Origin of the sequence: Citricoccus muralis (genome assembly GCF_029637705.1) — a bacterium.
Taxonomy (GTDB): domain Bacteria; phylum Actinomycetota; class Actinomycetes; order Actinomycetales; family Micrococcaceae; genus CmP2.
Window position 1 is genome coordinate 2,804,117 of record NZ_CP121252.1, and the last position, 17,269, is coordinate 2,821,385.

General features: G+C 64.7%; 17 protein-coding genes, 1 pseudogene and 1 other annotated feature. Of the genes and pseudogenes, 10 read left to right on the plus strand and 8 right to left on the minus strand.

Translation table 11 applies throughout. The features are described 5' to 3' along the window. Positions 1 to 50 precede the first annotated feature (50 nt). Positions 51 to 680 carry a GerMN domain-containing protein gene (locus P8192_RS12895; protein ID WP_278157421.1) on the plus strand — a complete coding sequence of 210 codons (630 nt, stop codon included), beginning with the start codon at positions 51 to 53 and terminating at the stop codon, positions 678 to 680. On the opposite strand, the gene P8192_RS12900 is transcribed toward P8192_RS12895, so the two are convergent. After that, on the minus strand, positions 667 to 921 hold the full coding sequence (locus P8192_RS12900; protein WP_278157422.1) for a hypothetical protein: 255 nt from the start codon (positions 919 to 921) through the stop codon (positions 667 to 669). The two genes, P8192_RS12895 and P8192_RS12900, sit on opposite strands and share 14 nt — an antisense overlap. Before the next feature lie 306 nt (positions 922 to 1,227). On the opposite strand from P8192_RS12900, the gene P8192_RS12905 reads away from it, so the two are divergent. From P8192_RS12905 to hpaE, 4 genes are read left to right on the plus strand one after another with little or no spacing between them, the layout of a single operon-like run. Then, positions 1,228 to 1,440: a hypothetical protein gene (locus P8192_RS12905; RefSeq protein WP_278157423.1), complete on the plus strand. Its 213-nt coding sequence runs from the start codon at positions 1,228 to 1,230 to the stop codon at positions 1,438 to 1,440. A 48-nt stretch (positions 1,441 to 1,488) separates the two neighbouring features. Continuing rightward, on the plus strand, positions 1,489 to 3,045 hold the full coding sequence (locus tag P8192_RS12910; protein ID WP_278157424.1) for a fumarylacetoacetate hydrolase family protein: 1,557 nt from the start codon (positions 1,489 to 1,491) through the stop codon (positions 3,043 to 3,045). Beyond that, positions 3,006 to 3,716 (plus strand): GntR family transcriptional regulator, encoded by a 711-nt coding sequence (locus tag P8192_RS12915; RefSeq protein WP_278157425.1) that lies wholly within the window; start codon positions 3,006 to 3,008, stop codon positions 3,714 to 3,716. Before P8192_RS12910 ends, P8192_RS12915 begins: the two co-directional genes overlap by 40 nt. Then, a complete protein-coding gene (hpaE, locus tag P8192_RS12920; protein ID WP_270107097.1) occupies positions 3,713 to 5,218 on the plus strand; it encodes a 5-carboxymethyl-2-hydroxymuconate semialdehyde dehydrogenase in 1,506 nt (501 codons plus the stop codon). The genes P8192_RS12915 and hpaE overlap by 4 nt, the downstream gene beginning before the upstream one ends. 71 nt (positions 5,219 to 5,289) lie before the next feature. On the opposite strand, the gene P8192_RS12925 is transcribed toward hpaE, so the two are convergent. Next, on the minus strand, positions 5,290 to 5,805 hold the full coding sequence (locus P8192_RS12925) for a hypothetical protein (RefSeq protein WP_278157426.1): 516 nt from the start codon (positions 5,803 to 5,805) through the stop codon (positions 5,290 to 5,292). Between the two features lie 187 nt (positions 5,806 to 5,992). Here P8192_RS12925 and hpaD point away from each other — a divergent pair, with 187 nt between their 5' ends. Then, positions 5,993 to 7,096 (plus strand): 3,4-dihydroxyphenylacetate 2,3-dioxygenase, encoded by a 1,104-nt coding sequence (gene hpaD, locus P8192_RS12930; protein ID WP_278157428.1) that lies wholly within the window; start codon positions 5,993 to 5,995, stop codon positions 7,094 to 7,096. Between the two features lie 170 nt (positions 7,097 to 7,266). Beyond that, on the plus strand, positions 7,267 to 8,364 hold the full coding sequence (locus P8192_RS12935) for a fatty acid desaturase family protein (RefSeq protein WP_278157429.1): 1,098 nt from the start codon (positions 7,267 to 7,269) through the stop codon (positions 8,362 to 8,364). Between the two features lie 141 nt (positions 8,365 to 8,505). Here P8192_RS12935 and P8192_RS12940 read toward each other — a convergent pair whose 3' ends face one another. Further along, on the minus strand, positions 8,506 to 8,709 hold the full coding sequence (locus tag P8192_RS12940) for a cold-shock protein (protein WP_270107094.1): 204 nt from the start codon (positions 8,707 to 8,709) through the stop codon (positions 8,506 to 8,508). Between the two features lie 391 nt (positions 8,710 to 9,100). Between P8192_RS12940 and P8192_RS12945 the strand changes: the two genes are divergently transcribed. From P8192_RS12945 to P8192_RS12955, 3 genes are all read left to right on the plus strand, one after another. Then, the gene (locus P8192_RS12945; protein ID WP_278157430.1) at positions 9,101 to 9,790 is read left to right on the plus strand and encodes a DUF1345 domain-containing protein; all 690 of its coding nucleotides are present in this window, start codon (positions 9,101 to 9,103) and stop codon (positions 9,788 to 9,790) included. 322 nt (positions 9,791 to 10,112) lie between these two features. Beyond that, a complete protein-coding gene (locus P8192_RS12950; RefSeq protein ID WP_278157431.1) occupies positions 10,113 to 10,898 on the plus strand; it encodes a fumarylacetoacetate hydrolase family protein in 786 nt (261 codons plus the stop codon). Further along, positions 10,883 to 11,719: an HpcH/HpaI aldolase family protein gene (locus P8192_RS12955; protein ID WP_278157432.1), complete on the plus strand. Its 837-nt coding sequence runs from the start codon at positions 10,883 to 10,885 to the stop codon at positions 11,717 to 11,719. Before P8192_RS12950 ends, P8192_RS12955 begins: the two co-directional genes overlap by 16 nt. A 531-nt stretch (positions 11,720 to 12,250) precedes the next feature. Here the strand turns inward: P8192_RS12955 and P8192_RS12960 are convergent. The 5 genes and pseudogenes from P8192_RS12960 to P8192_RS12980 form a co-directional block, all read right to left on the minus strand. Next, a pseudogene (locus P8192_RS12960) lies at positions 12,251 to 13,394 on the minus strand (IS3 family transposase). Beyond that, positions 12,989 to 13,117, minus strand: a sequence feature (AL1L pseudoknot). (Overlaps the previous pseudogene by 129 nt.) A 160-nt stretch (positions 13,395 to 13,554) precedes the next feature. After that, positions 13,555 to 13,758, minus strand: a complete 204-nt coding sequence (locus P8192_RS12965) for a metal-sensitive transcriptional regulator (protein ID WP_347403412.1) — start codon at positions 13,756 to 13,758, stop codon at positions 13,555 to 13,557. A gap of 181 nt (positions 13,759 to 13,939) precedes the next feature. Beyond that, positions 13,940 to 14,893: a sulfite exporter TauE/SafE family protein gene (locus tag P8192_RS12970; protein WP_278157433.1), complete on the minus strand. Its 954-nt coding sequence runs from the start codon at positions 14,891 to 14,893 to the stop codon at positions 13,940 to 13,942. Further along, on the minus strand, positions 14,890 to 15,561 hold the full coding sequence (locus P8192_RS12975; protein WP_278157434.1) for a rhodanese-like domain-containing protein: 672 nt from the start codon (positions 15,559 to 15,561) through the stop codon (positions 14,890 to 14,892). The genes P8192_RS12970 and P8192_RS12975 overlap by 4 nt, the downstream gene beginning before the upstream one ends. Before the next feature lie 85 nt (positions 15,562 to 15,646). Beyond that, entirely contained in the window at positions 15,647 to 17,038 is a 1,392-nt protein-coding gene (locus P8192_RS12980) for an MBL fold metallo-hydrolase (RefSeq protein WP_278157435.1), read from the minus strand. Between the last annotated feature and the right edge of the window lie 231 nt (positions 17,039 to 17,269).

The following is a 17,269-nucleotide window of genomic DNA, read 5'->3' on the forward strand; positions in this document are numbered from 1 at the left end:
TGCCGCCAACCGGCGGACACCCACGCCACCCAGCCCACCCCGGGAGATCCATGAACCCTGCAGCACCGCGCCCTCGTCGCCGCGCAGAACGCCGCGTAGCCGCGGTCGCCGCCGGATGCGCGTTGTTGCTCACTCTGGCCGGTTGCGCAGAAGAGTCGTCCTCTCCCGGAGACGCCGACCCCACGTCCGCGGCCGACGAGCTCGACCTCGCCCCCGATGACGACGGCTTCGCCCCGCTTCCCCTCTACTTCGTGGCCTTGTCCGGCCAGTACCCCAGCGGTGTGACCGGCGCGCAGATCGGCTGTGAGGATTTGCTCCTCCAGGTCAACACGGTTCCCATGAAGACCGAAGATCCCGTAGAAGACGCACTCAATTTCCTGTTGCAGGACCAGCAGTACCGCCACGGTGACCCTGCGCTGACCAACTCCGTGCTGCTCTCATCTGAATCCCTCACCTTGCAGGACTATGAGATTCAGGGCGACACCGTGGAGGTCAACCTCTCCGGCAGTGTGGTCACCCGCAGCGTGTGCGAGTCCTACCGGATCCGTGCCCAGTTCGAGGCCACCGCCGCCGCGGCCGCCGGCGTCGAGGACGCCCGCATTCTGGTCGACGGCGAAGATCTCGACACCCTGCTCGGCCTAGATCCGTTCGAGCGCGGCGAGCAGATCACGACCGACTAGCCTCCTGGCGCGTCAGCTCCAGCGCAGCCGTGGCCAGCCGGGTAAATTCCGCGGTTGCTTCCGAGCTGATCCCTGCGGGGCCGTCCGTGGCTGTCTGAATCACCACCACAAAGCGCCGCTCGTCCTGCTCCACCAGTTCTTCGGCGGGCATCTCGGCCGTCTCGCCCTCGGCGGGTGTGCTCTTCTCCGGAGCCGCGCTGGCCGAGCTTTTTGTGTTGGCGGTGTCACTCAGCTCCTCCACACCGCGGCAGCCTCCATATTCTCAGGACCTGGGCTACCGGTTGACGCCAGTTCCTCCGCAATTCCAGGGCACCTCGTTCACCAGTGCCGAATGGATGCCGGCCTCCCAGTACCGGCTCACAACTACTCGCTGTCCGATCTTCGGGGGCTCCAAGCGACCCTTCCGCCTGGCGCATACTCGCACCTCCCGGCGGCTCACCACCACAATATTGCGCTGTCTCACCAGTTACAGGCGCGCCCCGAGGTCCACATCACCATCAGGCCCACAACGTCGAGAGCCCTCCGCCAGGGCATCGTGACCCATCGAGTGCAGCTGCTTCAGGAGCAAATCCTGCACCACTACAACATCTCTTTAACGAACATCGAGCGCACCTGGGTGGATCTCGCCACCCTGTCCCACCTCAGCCTCGTGGTCGCGGGCGATTTCATGGTGACCGGCCGCGTCCAACCCCTCACCACCATCAACAGCCTGAGCCACCCCTTGCCAGCAGAACCACGGATCGTATACGATCCATCGTGAGACGCATCACAGAAGCGCTCCACGCACAGCCCTGTCGAGAGGTACCAGATGAGCATGCACGACGACGTCGACTTCCGCGCCCCAGACCATCGCCCAGGCAAGATCATCGCTCTTCACCTCAATTACCCTTCCCGCATCGCCCAGCGCGGCCGCTCGCCGAAGTTCCCCGGCTACTTCCTCAAAGCCACCTCCTCCATCGCCACCACCGGCGACACCATCGAGCGCCCCGCCGGCACCGAACTGCTCGCCTACGAAGGCGAAATCGCGCTCATTCTCGGCGAAACCGTGCGCCGCGTTTCCCCCGAAGAGGGTTGGTCGAAGATCTCCGGCATCACCGCTGCCAACGACTGGGGCCTCTACGATCTGCGCCACGCCGACAAGGGCTCCAACGTGAAGAACAAGTCCGGCGACGGCTACACCCCGCTGGGCCCGGCCATCATCCCGACCACCCTCGACGACGGCACAGCACTCGACCCCACTGCCCTGCGCGTGCGCACCTGGGTCAACGGCACACTGCAGCAGAACGACACCACCGCAGATCTGGTCTTCCCCTTTGGTCAGCTCGTCGCCGATCTCTCCCAGCTGATGACCCTGGAGGCCGGCGACATCATTCTCACAGGCACCCCTGCCGGCTCCTCCGTGGCCCAGCCCGGCGACACCGTCGAGGTCGAAGTCGACGCCCCCACCGCACCCGGCTCACCCACCACCGGCCGCCTCGTCACCCGGGTTGTGGCCTCCGAACACCCGATGGCGGATTACGGCCACGGCCCCCAGGTGGATGACACCCAGCGCGAAGAAGCCTGGGGTTCCCGCGAGGCCGCCGGCCTCGATGCCCCCGCCGCTTCAACAGCCCCGGCCGCGAACACCGACCTCCGCTGGGAGCCCTCGGCCCCCACGGCTGATCGCACCCTGCTCACCGAGTCCCTCAAGACCAAGATCAACGAGACCGCGGTTGCCACCATCACCGCCCAGCTGCAGAAGCGCGGCATCCAGAACGCCACCATCGACGGCCCCCGCCCCATGCACCCTGGGAAGCGCATACTCGGCTACGCCAAAACCCTGCGCTACGTGCCCAAGCGTGAAGACCTGTTCAAGGAATTCGGCGGCGGATTCAACGCCCAGAAGCGCGCCATGGATGACGTCAAGCCGGACGACGTCGTCGTCATGGAGGCCCGCGGCGAACCCGGCACCGGCACCCTCGGCGACGTCCTCGCCCTGCGCGCCCAGGTCGCTGGCGCCACCGCGGTCATCACCGACGGCGGGGTCCGCGATTCGGCCGCCGTCGCCGAGGTCGGCATCCCCGTGTACTACAACGCTGCCCACCCCGCCGTGCTCGGCCGCCGCCACATCCCGTGGGAGGTCGGCGGCACCATTGCCTGCGGCGGCACCACGGTGCAACCCGGCGACATCATCATCGGCGACGACGACGGTGTCGTGGTCGTCCCGCCCGCGCTGCTCCACGAGGTGATCGACGCCGCCTGGGAACAGGACCGCCAGGACGGCTGGGTCTACGACCAGGTCAAGGCCGGGCACCCGGTCGATGGCCTCTTCCCGCCGAATGCGGAATGGAAAGCCAAGTACCAGGAATGGGTGGCCCAGCAGTGACCGTGTCCAAAGCCGACGTCGCCTACCAGGCCATCGTTGCCGGCATCCAAGCCCAGCGCTATGAACCGGGCGACCGGCTGGTGTTGGCCCAAATCGCCGCCGAACTCGACATGTCCGTGGTGCCGGTGCGGGAAGCCATCCGCCGTCTGCAGTCCGAGAACCTGGTGGCCTACGAGCGCAATGTCGGCGCCACTGTCGTGGGGATCGATCCGGTGGAGTATCAGACCACCATGGAAACACTGGCCCTGGTTGAGGGATTCTCGACGGCGCAGTGCGCACCGTTGGTCACCGAGGCGGAGCTGGAAACGGCCCGAAAGATCAATGACAAGATGCGCGCCCAGGTCGATGGACGCGAGGAGTTTGATCCGCCGGAGTTCACCCAGCTGAACAAGCAGTTCCACTCCGTGCTGTTCGAGCACCACCAGAACGCCCACATTCACGATCTGGTGCACCGCGGCTGGAACCGTCTGGCCGCGTTGCGCTCCTCCACCTTCGCCTATGTACCCGGACGGGCCGAAGAATCCGTGGCCGAGCACGAGCAGCTATTGAACCTCATCAAATCCGGTGCCGCTTTCGCTGAGATAGAGAATGCCGCCCGCCAGCACCGTCTCAATACCCTGAACGCCTACCTACAGCACACCGAGCACACCACCGAAAGGAACGCCTCGTGAGCAAAGCATTCGTCCCCGCCAACCTGCCCGAGAAAATCCAGCACTACATCGGAGGCCAGCACGTCGACTCGATCGACGGCGAGACCTTCGACGTGCTCAACCCCGTCACGAACGAGCCCTATCTGAAGGCCGCTTCCGGCAAGGTGGCCGATATCGACGCCGCCGTCGCAGCCGCGAAGGACGCCTTCGAGAACGGCCCGTGGCCGGAGATGCTCCCCCGCGAGCGCTCCCGGGTGTTGCACAAGATCGCCGACATCGTCGAGTCTCGCAGCCAGGAGCTCGCCGAGATGGAGTGCTTCGACACCGGGCTGCCCATCAAGCAGGCTCGCGGCCAGGCAAACCGCGCCGCCGAGAACTTCCGCTTCTTCGCAGACCTCATTGTGGCTCAGCACGACGACGCCTTCAAGGTTCCCGGCCGCCAGGCGAACTACGTCAACCGTAAGCCCATCGGCGTGGCCGGGTTGATCACCCCCTGGAACACCCCGTTCATGCTGGAGTCCTGGAAGCTGGGACCGGCCATCGCCACCGGCAACACCGTGGTGCTCAAGCCCGCCGAGTTCACTCCGCTGTCTGCTTCGCTGTGGCCCGGCATCTTCGAGGAGGCTGGGCTGCCCGCCGGCGTGTTCAACATGGTGCACGGCTACGGTGAGGAGGGCTTCGCCGGAGATTCGCTGGTCAAGCACCCCGACGTTCCACTGATTTCCTTCACCGGCGAATCGCGCACCGGGCAGATCATTTTCGCCAATGCGGCCCCGCATCTGAAGGGCCTGTCCATGGAGCTCGGCGGTAAGTCCCCTGCCGTCGTCTTTGACGACGCCGACCTGGACGCCGCCATCGACGCCACCATCTTCGGGGTCTTCTCGCTGAACGGCGAGCGCTGCACGGCCGGATCCCGCATCCTGGTCCAGCGCGGCATCTACGACGAGTTCGTGGAGCGCTACTCCGCCCAGGCCTCCCGGGTGAAGGTGGGCCTGCCCGAGGACGAGACCACCGAGGTGGGCGCCCTGGTGCACCCCGAGCACTTCGAGAAAGTCATGAGCTACGTCGAGATCGGCAAGACCGAGGCCCGGCTGACCGCCGGCGGCGGCCGCCCGGAGGAGTTCCCGACCGGCAACTTCGTCTCCCCCACGGTCTTCGCCGACGTCGCCCCGGACGCGCGCATCTTCCAGGAGGAGATCTTCGGCCCCGTCGTCGCCATCACTCCCTTCGATACCGATGAAGAGGCGTTGGAACTGGCGAACAACACCAAGTACGGACTGGCCGCCTACATCTGGACCAACGATCTGAAGCGCTCGCACAACTTCGCGCAGTCGGTGGAGGCCGGCATGGTGTGGCTGAACTCGAACAACGTGCGCGACCTGCGTACCCCGTTTGGCGGCGTGAAGGCTTCCGGGCTGGGCCACGAGGGCGGCTACCGTTCCATCGATTTCTACACCGACCAGCAGGCCGTGCACATCAACCTCGGCGAGGTCCACAACCCCGTCTTCGGCAAGCAGCAGTAGCCAGCCGGAGCCAGCGCTCCGAGAGTGGTACCCCGTTACCTCCCTGGCGGGGTACCACTCAAACCGAAGCATCAGCGCAGTCGGTTGATCCGCTCCACCGAGGGTGCATCGCACGTACCCAGGTATTCGTGCACCCAAGCGGAAAACTCGGCGGCGCCGTCGAGGACACCCTGGATGAACACGCCGGGATCCACGAGCGTGGTTCTGCGATCGATCGAGAACAGCGCCCCGGCAGGGACTCGGCGTAACGACAACTCAACCGGCTGACCCGACAAGGTTGCTATCCGCGGCTCACCGCTGCGGAACGCTTCGACACAGTTGATGAGCGCCTCCCAGACCCCCGTCACGTCATCCCACCAGGAAGGGCCGATGAGTTCCTGCCCGTAGTAGACGATGCTGACCACCCCGTCGCCCCCAAAGGGATTGCGGCGGAGCCGTTCGGACCACAGCCGGGCCGCCGCAAGCGGCTCTTCGCTCACGCTGCAGAGATACCGTGCTGGATCGGCGACGAACGACTCGAGATCCTCCACCGTCGAGGGAATCAGAATCGCGGTGTCGCATCTGACGGGTTCCACACGCTCTGTCACCTGTGCTCCTTCACTCAACCCTCGCCACTATTACACCCGAATTATCCCAACTACTACTCCACCCCACACGACGCAGAAACCACTTCCCACGATCCGACAAATCGTATACGATCCTGGTAGTGGCTGTGTCCCAGACCACATCGTGGGCCGAACTTCGCGGCACCACGACCACAGCAAAGGAGCACCCATGACTGATTCAACACCCATCCCCACCCCATCGGTCCCGGCACCGGATATTCTGCGCTGCGCCTACATGGAGCTCGTGGTCACCGACCTGGCGAAGTCGCGCGAGTTCTACGTGGACCTGCTCGGACTCACCGTCACGGTCGAGGACGACGACGCCATCTACCTGCGCTCCACCGATGAGTTCATCCACCACAACCTGGTGTTGCGCAAGGGCCCCGTGGCGGCAGTGGCAGCGTTCTCCTACCGCGTGCGCAGCGCCGAAGAGGTGGACGCCGCGGAGGCCTACTTCAAGGAGCTGGGCTGCGAGACCCGTCGCTCCAAGGACGGATTCGTGCGCGGCATCGGTGACTCGGTGCGCGTCATCGATCCTCTGGGCTTCCCCTACGAGTTCTTCTACGAGGTCGAGCACGTGGAGCGGCTGGCCTGGCGCTACGACCTGCACAGCGCCGGTGCCCTGGTCCGCCTGGACCACTTCAACCAGGTGACCCCAGACGTGCCACGTGCTTGCCGTTACATGGAGGGCCTGGGCTTCCGGATCACCGAGGACATCTCGGACTCCGAGGGCACCGAGTATGCCGCCTGGATGCGTCGCAAGCCTACCGTGCACGACACCGCGATGACCGGCGGCAATGGTCCGCGCATGCACCACGTCGCCTTCGCCACCCACGAGAAACACAACATCCTCTACATCTGCGACAAGATGGGTGCGCTGCGGATTTCCGACCGCATCGAGCGCGGCCCCGGCCGTCACGGGGTGTCCAACGCGTTCTACCTGTACATCCTGGATCCGGACGGCCACCGCGTGGAGATCTACACCCAGGACTACTACACCGGCGACCCCGACAACCCGGTGGTGCACTGGGACGTCCACGACAACCAGCGCCGCGACTGGTGGGGCAACCCGGTGGTCCCGTCCTGGTACACGGAAGCCTCGCTGGTGCTGGATCTGGACGGCAACCCGCAGCCGATCCATGACCGCGAGCACAAGTCCGAGCTGGATGTCACCATCGGCGCCGACGGGTTCTCGTACACCCGCGCCGGCGACGACGAGGGTTCGTACCACGGTGAAGCGTCGAAGGGGTTCAAACTGGGCAACCAGCTCTGAGCCGCTGGCCTCACCCACGACGGCGTCGGCCCCGGATCCTGTATCGCACAGGCTCCGGGGCCGACGTCATGCCAACACTCACCTTGGTCCCGTAGAGTCGGGGGCAGAGGAGCTGAGATCTTCGGCACCTTCGGCTGAGAAGTCCCACTGTCACCCGCTGAGGACGAGCCATGAGCACCAGCACCTCCACGACCACCATCGCCGACGACGCCCGCCCGGGTGATCCGGCCTCCTTCTTCCACATCAAGGCCCTGGTCAAGCAGGCCGGGCTGATGGGCCGCAGGCGCGACTACTACGCCTGGACGGCGGGTGTCCTCGTCGCGCTGCTCGGCGGCATCGTCACCGGGGTGATCCTGCTGGGCGACAGCTGGTTCCAGCTGCTGATGGCCGCGGCGCTGGGCATCGTGCTGACCCAGTTCGCGTTCCTCGCCCACGAGGCCGCCCACCGGCAGATCCTCTCCTCCGGGAAGTCCAACGACCGGCTGGGCCGGTTCCTGGCGAACATCGTGGTGGGGATCAGCTACCAGTGGTGGATGCAGAAACACAACAAACACCATGCCACGCCCAACACGATCGGCCGTGACCCCGATATCGAGTGGGACACCATCTCCTTCCAGCCCGTCGACGCTCAGCGCCAGACCGGGGTGCTGAAGTGGATCACCCACCGTCAGGGCTACCTGTTCTTCCCGCTGCTGACGTTGGAAGGCCTGAACCTTCACGTGCAGTCGATCAAGCACCTCTTCGTGGCGCAGCGGGTCAAGCGCCGTCGGCGGGAGCTGACCGGGATCTTCCTGCGGCTCTCCGTCTATGTCACGCTGGTCTTCCTGGTGCTGCCGGTGGGTATCGCCTTCGCGTTCCTCGGCGTCCAGCTCGCCGTCTTCGGGATCTATATGGGCGGGTCTTTCGCACCGAATCACAAGGGCATGCCGATGGTGCCCGCGAATTCGCGCATCGACTTCTTCTCCCGCCAGGTGCTGACGAGTCGCAATGTCATGGGGCGCACCCGGTTCGGCAACGCCGCGCTGTCCGTGGTGTTCGGCGGGCTGAACTACCAGGTGGAGCACCACCTGTTCCCGTCGATGCCCCGACCGAACCTCCACGGGGTCTCCGAGATCGTGCGAAGCTACTGCGCCGAGCACAGGATCCCTTACACCGTGGCCACGGTGCGAGAGTCCTACGCTCAGGTGATCACCTACCTCAACAAGGTCGGGCTCTCCGCGAGGGATCCCTTCGACTGCCCGATGATCACCCAGTTCCGTCCCGTCTGAGGAGGAACTCGGGGTGACACTCCGGAGACACAGAACGGGCCCGGTTCCTGAGCGATTGCTCGGGTACCGGGCCCGTGGTGTGGCAGGCGTCAACGCCTACCAGAGGTCAGCCCGCGGGGCGGGCAGAGACTCTCGCGCGCTTCAGAGCGGGCGGATGTTGACGGCCTGCAGGCCCTTCTGGCCCTGCTCGACGTCGAACTCGACCTTCTGGTTCTCTTCCAGGTTGCGGTAGTTGTCGCCAACGATGCCGGTGTAGTGAGCGAACAGATCGCCGGAGCCGTCTTCAGCTGCAATGAAGCCGTAGCCCTTTTCGGAGTTGAACCACTTTACGGTGCCAGTTGCCATGTTATTTTTCTTCTTTCTTTCGGGCTAACCACGTGTCTGCGGCTAGATAACCGCCCGCATGTGCGGACAGCAAACTTGAGATGTTCAGGGAGCGGGAGGCCCAGTCAGGTCGTACGGACCGAGGGCAGTGAGAAGCGGAATGCGTGCGGCCGGATGCGGCGCCAGGAGTGTGAAGCGGTGAATCTGGGAGGAATATAAAACTATCTGTGAGGCCGTCTCGAGGACCTGTCACGGTCACGACGGCGATGAATGTCGCACTTGAGAACGCGCGGGGAGCGAACACCCAGCGGCCACCGTCTGCAGAACGGGACACAACATCGTTATCAAGCACCTTCAACATACCACGGATCCCTCCTGATCCGATATAGTCCGTCTCTGGAAAGATGAGCTCATGACTTCTCTCCGCAGTGACTTCTGGCTTCGCGACCGGAACCGCGTCGTGACAGCGGTGGCCGTCGGGGCCGCGGTGACCCTGCTCAGCGGGTTCTGGCTCTCCGGCCCGAAGGCGCAGATGTCCACTCCGTGGCTCACGGCCGCACTCCTCGGCTGGATCGCCTTGGTCGCAACCCATACCCTGTGGGTCACGTGGTCGGTGCGAGGCATGGATGCTGAACAGACGCGGCTGCACGCCCAGCGCGAAGATCCTCGTCGTGCGGTGCGCGACGCTCTCCACGTGGTAGCGGCCGCCGCCGCGGTAGCCGGCATGGCGGCCATGCTGGTCGCGGCGGATTCAACCTCTGTAGCCCGGGTGATCAACGCGGGGCTGGGGCTGGCGGCGGTGCTCGGCGCCTGGACCATCATCCAGATCGTCTACATGCTGCGCTACGCAGCTCTCTACTATGAGGACGCGGAAGACTCATCGCCCGCCATCGATTTCAACAGTGACGACGCACCGACCTACCTCGAGTTCGCGTATTTTGCGTTCACCATCGGGACGTCCTTCACTACGTCTGACGCCGCGGTCCGTGCGGCCCCGATCCGCCTGGCGGTGTTGAGGCACAGTCTGCTCAGCTTCTTTTTCGGCAGCGTGGTGCTCGCCTCTGCGACGAGCCTGATGCTGCAGCTCGTCAGCATCAACTGACCGGGGGCCGGGGGTAGACTGAGCGCGAAAATTTTCGGCGTCACTTAAGGAGTCACGTGCATCCGGCACGCCCAGCTCACGGCCGAGCGTAATGTGCTGGAACGGGAGCGGCGTTGCGGGGAGTTCTCCTCCGAGTCCATTTCCCGCGCCCATCGCGTGCTCGACGACCACCAGATACAGCTCGACTCCTCACCCTGCGTGGAGCGAGTCCCCCTAACTCGACTTCTCTATGGCTCTATGGCTCTATGGCTCTATGGCGCCGATCACACCATTTCGTATACGATTCGTAATTGACCGCTTCTCCCCCGCTACAAGGAGTGCCATGCTCGACCACGCCACCCACGTCGCCATCGCCGATGAATTGCACCGCGCGAACCTCGACCGCGTACCGGTTCCGCTCCTCACGGCCCGCTATCCGGACATGGTGATCGAAGACTCCTACGCAGTGCAGGGCATCTGGGCGCAACGCCAGCTCGACTCCGGGCGCACTAAGGCCGGACACAAAATCGGGCTGACGTCGAAAGCGATGCAAGACGCCACCGGCATTGACGAGCCCGACTATGGGGTGATCTTCGACGACCAGGTTTTCGAGTCCGGCCACGTCTACGAGTGGGCCCGCTACACGCATCCGCGCATCGAGATGGAGCTGGCCTTCGTACTGAAGGAGGACCTGCGCGGCCCCGGCGTCACGATTTTCGACGTCCTGCGCGCCACCGAATACGTGGTGCCGGCCCTGGAGGTACTGGATTCGCGGATCGAGATGGAGGGACGCAACATCGTCGACACCATCTCCGATAACGCCGCCCTGGGCTCCATGGTGATCGGCGGCACCCCGGTGGCTCCCGATGCGGTGGACCTGCGCTGGGTGGCGGGCACCCTGTCGCGCAACCAGGAGATCATCGAGACGGGCGTGGCCTCCGGGGTGCTCAATCACCCGGCCAACGGCGTGCACTGGTTGGCCAACCGGATCGCCGGGCACGATGACCAGCTCGACGCCGGAGAGATCATTCTGGCCGGCTCCTTCACCCGCCCGATGTGGGTGTACGCCGGCGACACCGTGTACGCCGACTACGGACCGTTAGGAACCATCACATGTCACTTCGCCTGAGCTCCGACCCCTCGTTGAAGGACCTGTTCACCGAGCAGGCGCGCACCGAGCGGAACCGACCCGTGGCCGGCATGTTCGTCTCCGCTGGGGATGCTGGGGTGGCTGAGATTTGCGCCGGCGCCGGTCTAGATTATCTGCTCATCGACGGCGAGCATTCACCCCTGTCGCTAGAGTCGATCCAGGCGCAGCTGCGCGCCATCTCCGCCTACCCCACCCTCTCGGTGGTGCGGGTGCCGGAAAACGACGCGCGACTGATCAAGCAGTACCTCGATCTGGGCGCCCAGTCGCTCATCGTGCCGATGGTGGACACCGCCGATGACGCCCTCGCTGCCGCCCGTGCGGTGGACTATCCGCCGAACGGGGTGCGCGGACTCGGTTCCGCCCTGGCTCGTTCGGCGCGCTGGAACCGCATCCCCGATTACCTGACGACGGCGCGGGACACCATCACCCTGCTGGTACAGATCGAATCGGCCACCGCCGTCAAGAATGCCGCCGAGATTATCAGCACCGACGGCGTCGACGGGATTTTCATCGGGCCCTCGGATCTGTCCGCCTCCATGGGGCTGATCGGACAGCAGAGTCACCCCGATGTCGTGGCCGCCGCGAAGCAGGTGATCCGACTGGCACGCGAGGCCGGGAAGATCGTGGGCGTCAACGCTTTCGTCCAGGACCAGGCGCGGGACTACCTGGACGCCGGGGCGGATTTCGTCAACGTCGCCGCCGACGTCGCCCTGCTGGCTCGCGCTACCGAACAGCTCGCTCAGACATGGTGCGCTCCGTCGGATGCTGATGGATCAGGATCCGCCCCGGCGTCGTACTGATCCTGCCCCTCAGCCCCTGAGATCTCGGCCTGCCCCAAATTCACCAGGTAGGTCGTGAATGACTGCCTCACCTGGCAGGGGACGACGATGCGATAGCACCGAGAAGGGTGTGACTGTTAACTTCGTTTGGCGAGTTTTCGCAGCTTCATGTGGCGGCCTGCCGTCGCTGAACTTGTTGCTACCTAAATGCACCACTTAGAGGCCAAGGTTGGCCACGACGAATAGATAAAGACGTTGTAGGTTCCAGTTAAGTTGTCAGTAATGCCATGTATCTGTCAGTGGCGTGTCAGTAGTCTCATCTTTCTGACAGTAGGTCACACTGAGGATATGGGCACGCGCGGGGTCTCCTTGCGATACTGCACCGTCGCCGGTGATGAAGTCACGACGACGTGGGAACAAGCGCGTGCTGACCTTATCGTTGAGGGCCTCCCGATTCGGATACCTCCTGCCTACAGGGGCCAGCGGAACTACCCCGGTCTATTCTGGGCATCGACGAATCATAGGACTTTAGTCTATGAAAGCCTGCTTGAGTTAGAGGGGACTGCTGAACCAGTCGATGTACTCCGCGGTCGCGATCTCGAGGTCGTCGATGTTCTTCCAGGGCCCGCGGTTACGGACCAGCTCGGCCTTGTAGAGAGAATTGAAGGCCTCGGCCAGGGCATTGTCGTACGAGTCGCCGGTCGAGCCGACGGAGGCGACGGCACCGGCCTCAGCGAGCCGCTGGGTGTAGCGGATGGCGACGTACTGGACGCCCTTGTCGCTGTGGTGCGTGAGCCCGGAGACGTCGTGACCTGCGTACTCACGGGTCCAGATCCCCATCTCCAGCGCGTCCAGAGCGAGATCGGTCCGCAGCGACTTCGACAGCTGCCAGCCGACTACGCGGCGGGAGAACACATCGACGACGAAGGCGGCGTACACCCACCCGGCGAAGGTCCTGCAGTAGGTGATGTCAGCGACCCACAACTGGTCCGGAGCCGTGGCGGTGAAGTCTCGCTGGACCAGATCAGCACGTGTATCCGGCGCACTGCCGCCGATCGTGGTGCGTGGCCCCTTCGCTCGGCTGATCCCTCGCAGACCCTCAGCACGCATGAGGCGCTCGATGGTGCATCGAGCCACCGGGATCCCTTCACGGCGCAGCTGTGCGTGGATCTTCCGCGCACCGTAGACGCCGAGGTTCTCCGCATGCACCCGGTGGATCTCGACCAACAGCTGCTCGTCTCGCAGAGAGCGGGCCGAGGGCGGGCGGGACTTGGCGGCGTAGTAGGTGCTCGGCGCGATCTGCGTCCCGGCCGCGGTCAGCGTCCTGCAGATCGGCTCGACGCCGAACTGGTGCTTATGGCTGTCGATGTAGTCGATGATCAGCGCTGTGGGCGGTCGAGCTCCGCCGCGAAAAAGCCGAGGCCGACCGCAGGATCGCGTTGGCACGGCGCAGTTCGCGCACTTCCTTCTCCAGCTCGCTCACGCGCTGGGCTTCGCTGGTCGTGGTGCCGGGACAGTGGCCTTCATCGATCTCGGCCTGCTGGACCCAATTGCGCAGAGTCTCGGGATTGATCCCGAGCTGCTCACCTACTCGGCGGAACGTCCCCGGCCTGGTGGCCGGGTCGCGTCGTGCTTCCATCGCCATCCTGGTGGCGCGGTCCCGAAGCTCGTCAGGGTACTTCCTCGGTGCTGCCATGCTCTTCATCCTTCCGTGGAATCAGAGCCTCCACCAGACCCGGGGCGATTCACATCGCCCCGACGCTGCTCGTCACTGGGCGCTCCGTGGCAAGGGTCGACATGCCTTTATGGAGTGCCCAACCGCAGAACAGCGCACCTTTTCAAGTGATCTGAGTCGATCAGGAAAGGGAAAGGAAGAGCTTCTCGAGCTCGTCGACCGTGAGCCCATCTTCGATTTCAGCAGCACGTTCTGGGTCGGTGATGCAGAATTGCATCGCCGAGGAGACCACGCTGAATCCGGCGCGATCCAGGGCGATCGAGACCGCCGCGAGCTGGGTGACCACGTCGCGGCATCCGTCTCCGGATTCCACGGCGGTGATCACGGAGTCCAACTGGCCGCGGGCTCGCTTGACCGGTTGAGGATGCGGCGTCGGTTCTCTGGGTCGGCTTCTTTCATCATGGTCTCTCTGTTTCTCGCGGTGTGGTGTGTTGAGTGCCTCAGGCTCGGAGGCGGGCTGACGTGTCTCGAGCCTCGTCGCGGTGCTTATTCCTGCTCGTTCTGATCTACCCGGTTCTTTTGGTTCCGCGGTGTAAATCTCGCCGTGTCGTTGATTCGTTCTGGACCCGGGTGGAGGGCCCTGCGGTCACGGGTTCTGCGCTCGGTTCCCGCTCTGCTGTGCCAGTCGGGAGTGTTCTGCGTCGGCGGTACAGCAGGTACCCCAACAGTCCGATGATCAGCACGGCAGTACCCACCCCGTAGACGAGGGGGAGCTCTTGGAGGAACACGACGATACCCATGGCCAGGACCAGGTATCCGAAGGCCTTCTTGAGCGCCTTCTCTGGGATGTGCTTGACCAATACCGTGCCGATAAGTGCCCCGATCACCGTGATCGCGGTGATCATCAGCACCGGTACCCAGTCGATGCTCACCGAGGTCAGGTACCCGGCCAGGCCGGTGAAGGACTTCATCGAGATGATCAGCAAGGAGGTAGCCACTGCAGCGGGTATAGACAGCCCACCCAGCAGCACCAGCGCCGGGACCACCAGGAATCCACCGCCGGCGCCGACCATGCCGGTCACCAGACCGACCACCAGTCCTTCGGCGAGGATCTTGCCCAGGGGCAGCTTCTTCCGCTCCTCACCAGTCTGGGTGACTTTGCGGTCCATGATCATGGCCAACGCGGTGGCGACCATCATGGCGCCGAAGGCCACCATCAGCACCACACTGGGCAGCCGACTGCCGAGCAGGCCACCGCCGAAGGCCCCGACCATCGCCGCCGCCCCGAAGATGAATCCGGTCCGCCATTGCACGTTGCCACGCCTGGCGTGAGCGAGGACACTGACTGCGGAGGTCACCCCGATGATGAACATGGACGCAGCAATGGCCTCATGCGCAGGGAAGCCTGCCACGTAGGTCAGCAGCGGAACGGCGAGGATGGTGCCCCCGCCGCCGAGCAGGCCCAGGGAGAGCCCGATCCCGACGGCGAGGACCATCGCCAGAATCAGACCCCCGTTCATCCTCGCAACGCCTGGGTTTGGCCTGCCTGGATCGCGGTGGAGCGTGGGATCTCGGCCAGCAGCTTCTCCACCGTGGGATCAGCCTCGACCTTATTCCACGGCATCTTGTTTAACGCCGCAGCCATCGCGCAGGAATCAGTGAGCGCGGAGAAGGTCAGCCCGGCACCGATCGCGCCGGCCAGGTAGCCGACCTTCGGTGAGATCAGCTTGCTGCCCAAGAACCCGGTGAGCACCAGGGAACCGGCGACCATCCGGACCTGGCGGTCCATGGCCCAACGCTGCTGACCCCGGTGGGTGTGCTGGCTGTGCTGTGCCTCCATCGCGACGACGCCGCCCTCGAGCACCCGAGCGGTGTCCACACCTGCAGCACGCAGATGCTGCAGAGCCTGGTTGGCACGGTTGCCGGTCTGGCAGATCAGCACGATCTCACCACTGAGCTGCTCGGCCAGGGCCTCTTTGTTCTTCTGTAGCAGGTCCAACGGGATGTTGTGTGATCCGGGGACCCGCAGTGACTCATGCTCCGCGGGTGTGCGCACGTCGACCAGCAGGGGGGCCTGCTGGGACTGGATCTTCTCGGCGAGTTCGGTGGGGCTTATGGGCGCGGTGGCCGCGGAGGCCGGCGTCGACGTGGTGGTGCCGGTGCTTACAGGGTTCGTGGTGGTAGCCATAGGGCGGGAGGTTCCTCTCGAAAACGAATGGGGTTCCAGCGGGCACCTCGGGTTTCCGAGGTGCCCGCTGGAACTGGAGTGTGTCTTAGTTGGAGTGCTTGTATTGCGACCAGCCGGCGTAGCTGCCGACCAGTTCCCGGACGTCGTGGCCCTGCCGGCGCAGCGCGCTGGCCGCCACCGAGTTTCGAACCCCTGACTGGCAGTAGGTCACGATGGGACCCTCGGCAGGCAGCTGGTCCTGGTGCCAGAGCACCCGACCGGCGCTGAGCTGCTTCGACCCGGGGATGTGGCCGTCTGAGTGCTCGGACTTGTTGCGCACATCCAGCAACAGCGCGGGCTCGAAGTTCTCGAGTTCTTCCGGAGTGATGGTGGCGGGCTGGATCTTGGGCAGATCGGCGATGCTGATCGTGTAGCCCTTCACCCGGTCGATGCCGACCCGCATGAGGTGATTGCGCATGGTCTCAGCCTGGTCCTGATCCTCAGCAAGGAGGATCAGCGGTTGGGTCTCGGTTTCGGGGTCATAGGCCCAGGCGCCGAAGCTGGCGAACTTTCCGCCGGCGGGGATGTTCAGGGCACCGCGGACGGTGCCCTGCTTGACCTCCTCGTTGGGGCGGGTGTCCACGAAGACCGCGCGATCCTCTTCCAGGGCGCTGCGCACCTGGTCCGAGGTGAAGGCCTCGAGCGGGGACAGCGGGCCCAGGATCTGCGGGCCGTCCTTGTTCTCGCGCTTCATCCGCCCGAAATAGGCGTGGGCATCGGGCTGGCCGTCGAGGAGCTCGTCGATGAAGCCCTGCTCGTCATCGTTGGCGAGGTGCTTGGACCACCAGGCGTTGGTCCGCTCGTAGCCGACCGTGGTGGCCGGCAGCGCACCCAGAGCCTTGCCGCAGGCGCTGCCTGCGCCGTGGCCGGGGTAGACCAGGATGTGGTCGGGCAGGGTGAGGAACTCGTTCTTCAGGCTGGCATAGAGCTGCTTGGCGCCCTCGAAACGGGTGTCCTCTCCGCCGGCGGCCTCATCCAGCAGGTCGGGGCGGCCGAGGTCTCCTGCGAAGACGAAGTCTCCGGAGATCATGTAGCCGGGATCATCGCTGAAGGCGCCGTCGGTGACCAGGAACACCAGGTGCTCCGGGGTGTGTCCGGGAGTGTGCCGTGCCTCCACGCGGATGTTCCCGAGCGTGATCACGTCTCCGTGCTTCAGTCGGGTGGCGTCGAAGCCGTACTGCCAGTCCTCGCCACCCTCGCCGGAGATGAACGCTTCGGCCTCTGCGGCGGCCGCGAGTTCGCGGGTGCCGGAGAGGTAATCGGCGTGGATGTGGGTCTCGGCGACCTTGGTGATGCGCATCCCGTGGTTCGCGGCGAGGTCGAAGTACTCGCCGACGTCGCGGCGGGCGTCGATGACCATGCCCTCGCCGGTGGCCTGGCAGCCGATGAAGTAGCTGGCCTGGGCCAGGTCCTCGTCATAGATCCGTTCCAGAAGCATGAGATCGCTCCCCTTCCTTGAAAGTCGTTGGATACCCCGGGGGTATATGGATTACTTTCGCACATACCCCCAGGGGTATGCAAGATGGGAGAGAAACAGTCCTCCGAGGCCGGCGTCAGTGCGGTGCCGGGTCAGCTCGCACTGAGCCCCCCTCCGGGGGTCGTCATGCGTTTCGCCGGCGCACCAGTTCGCGGCGCCCGGGCCGACACTGGGTCCGCATTCCCTAGGAGA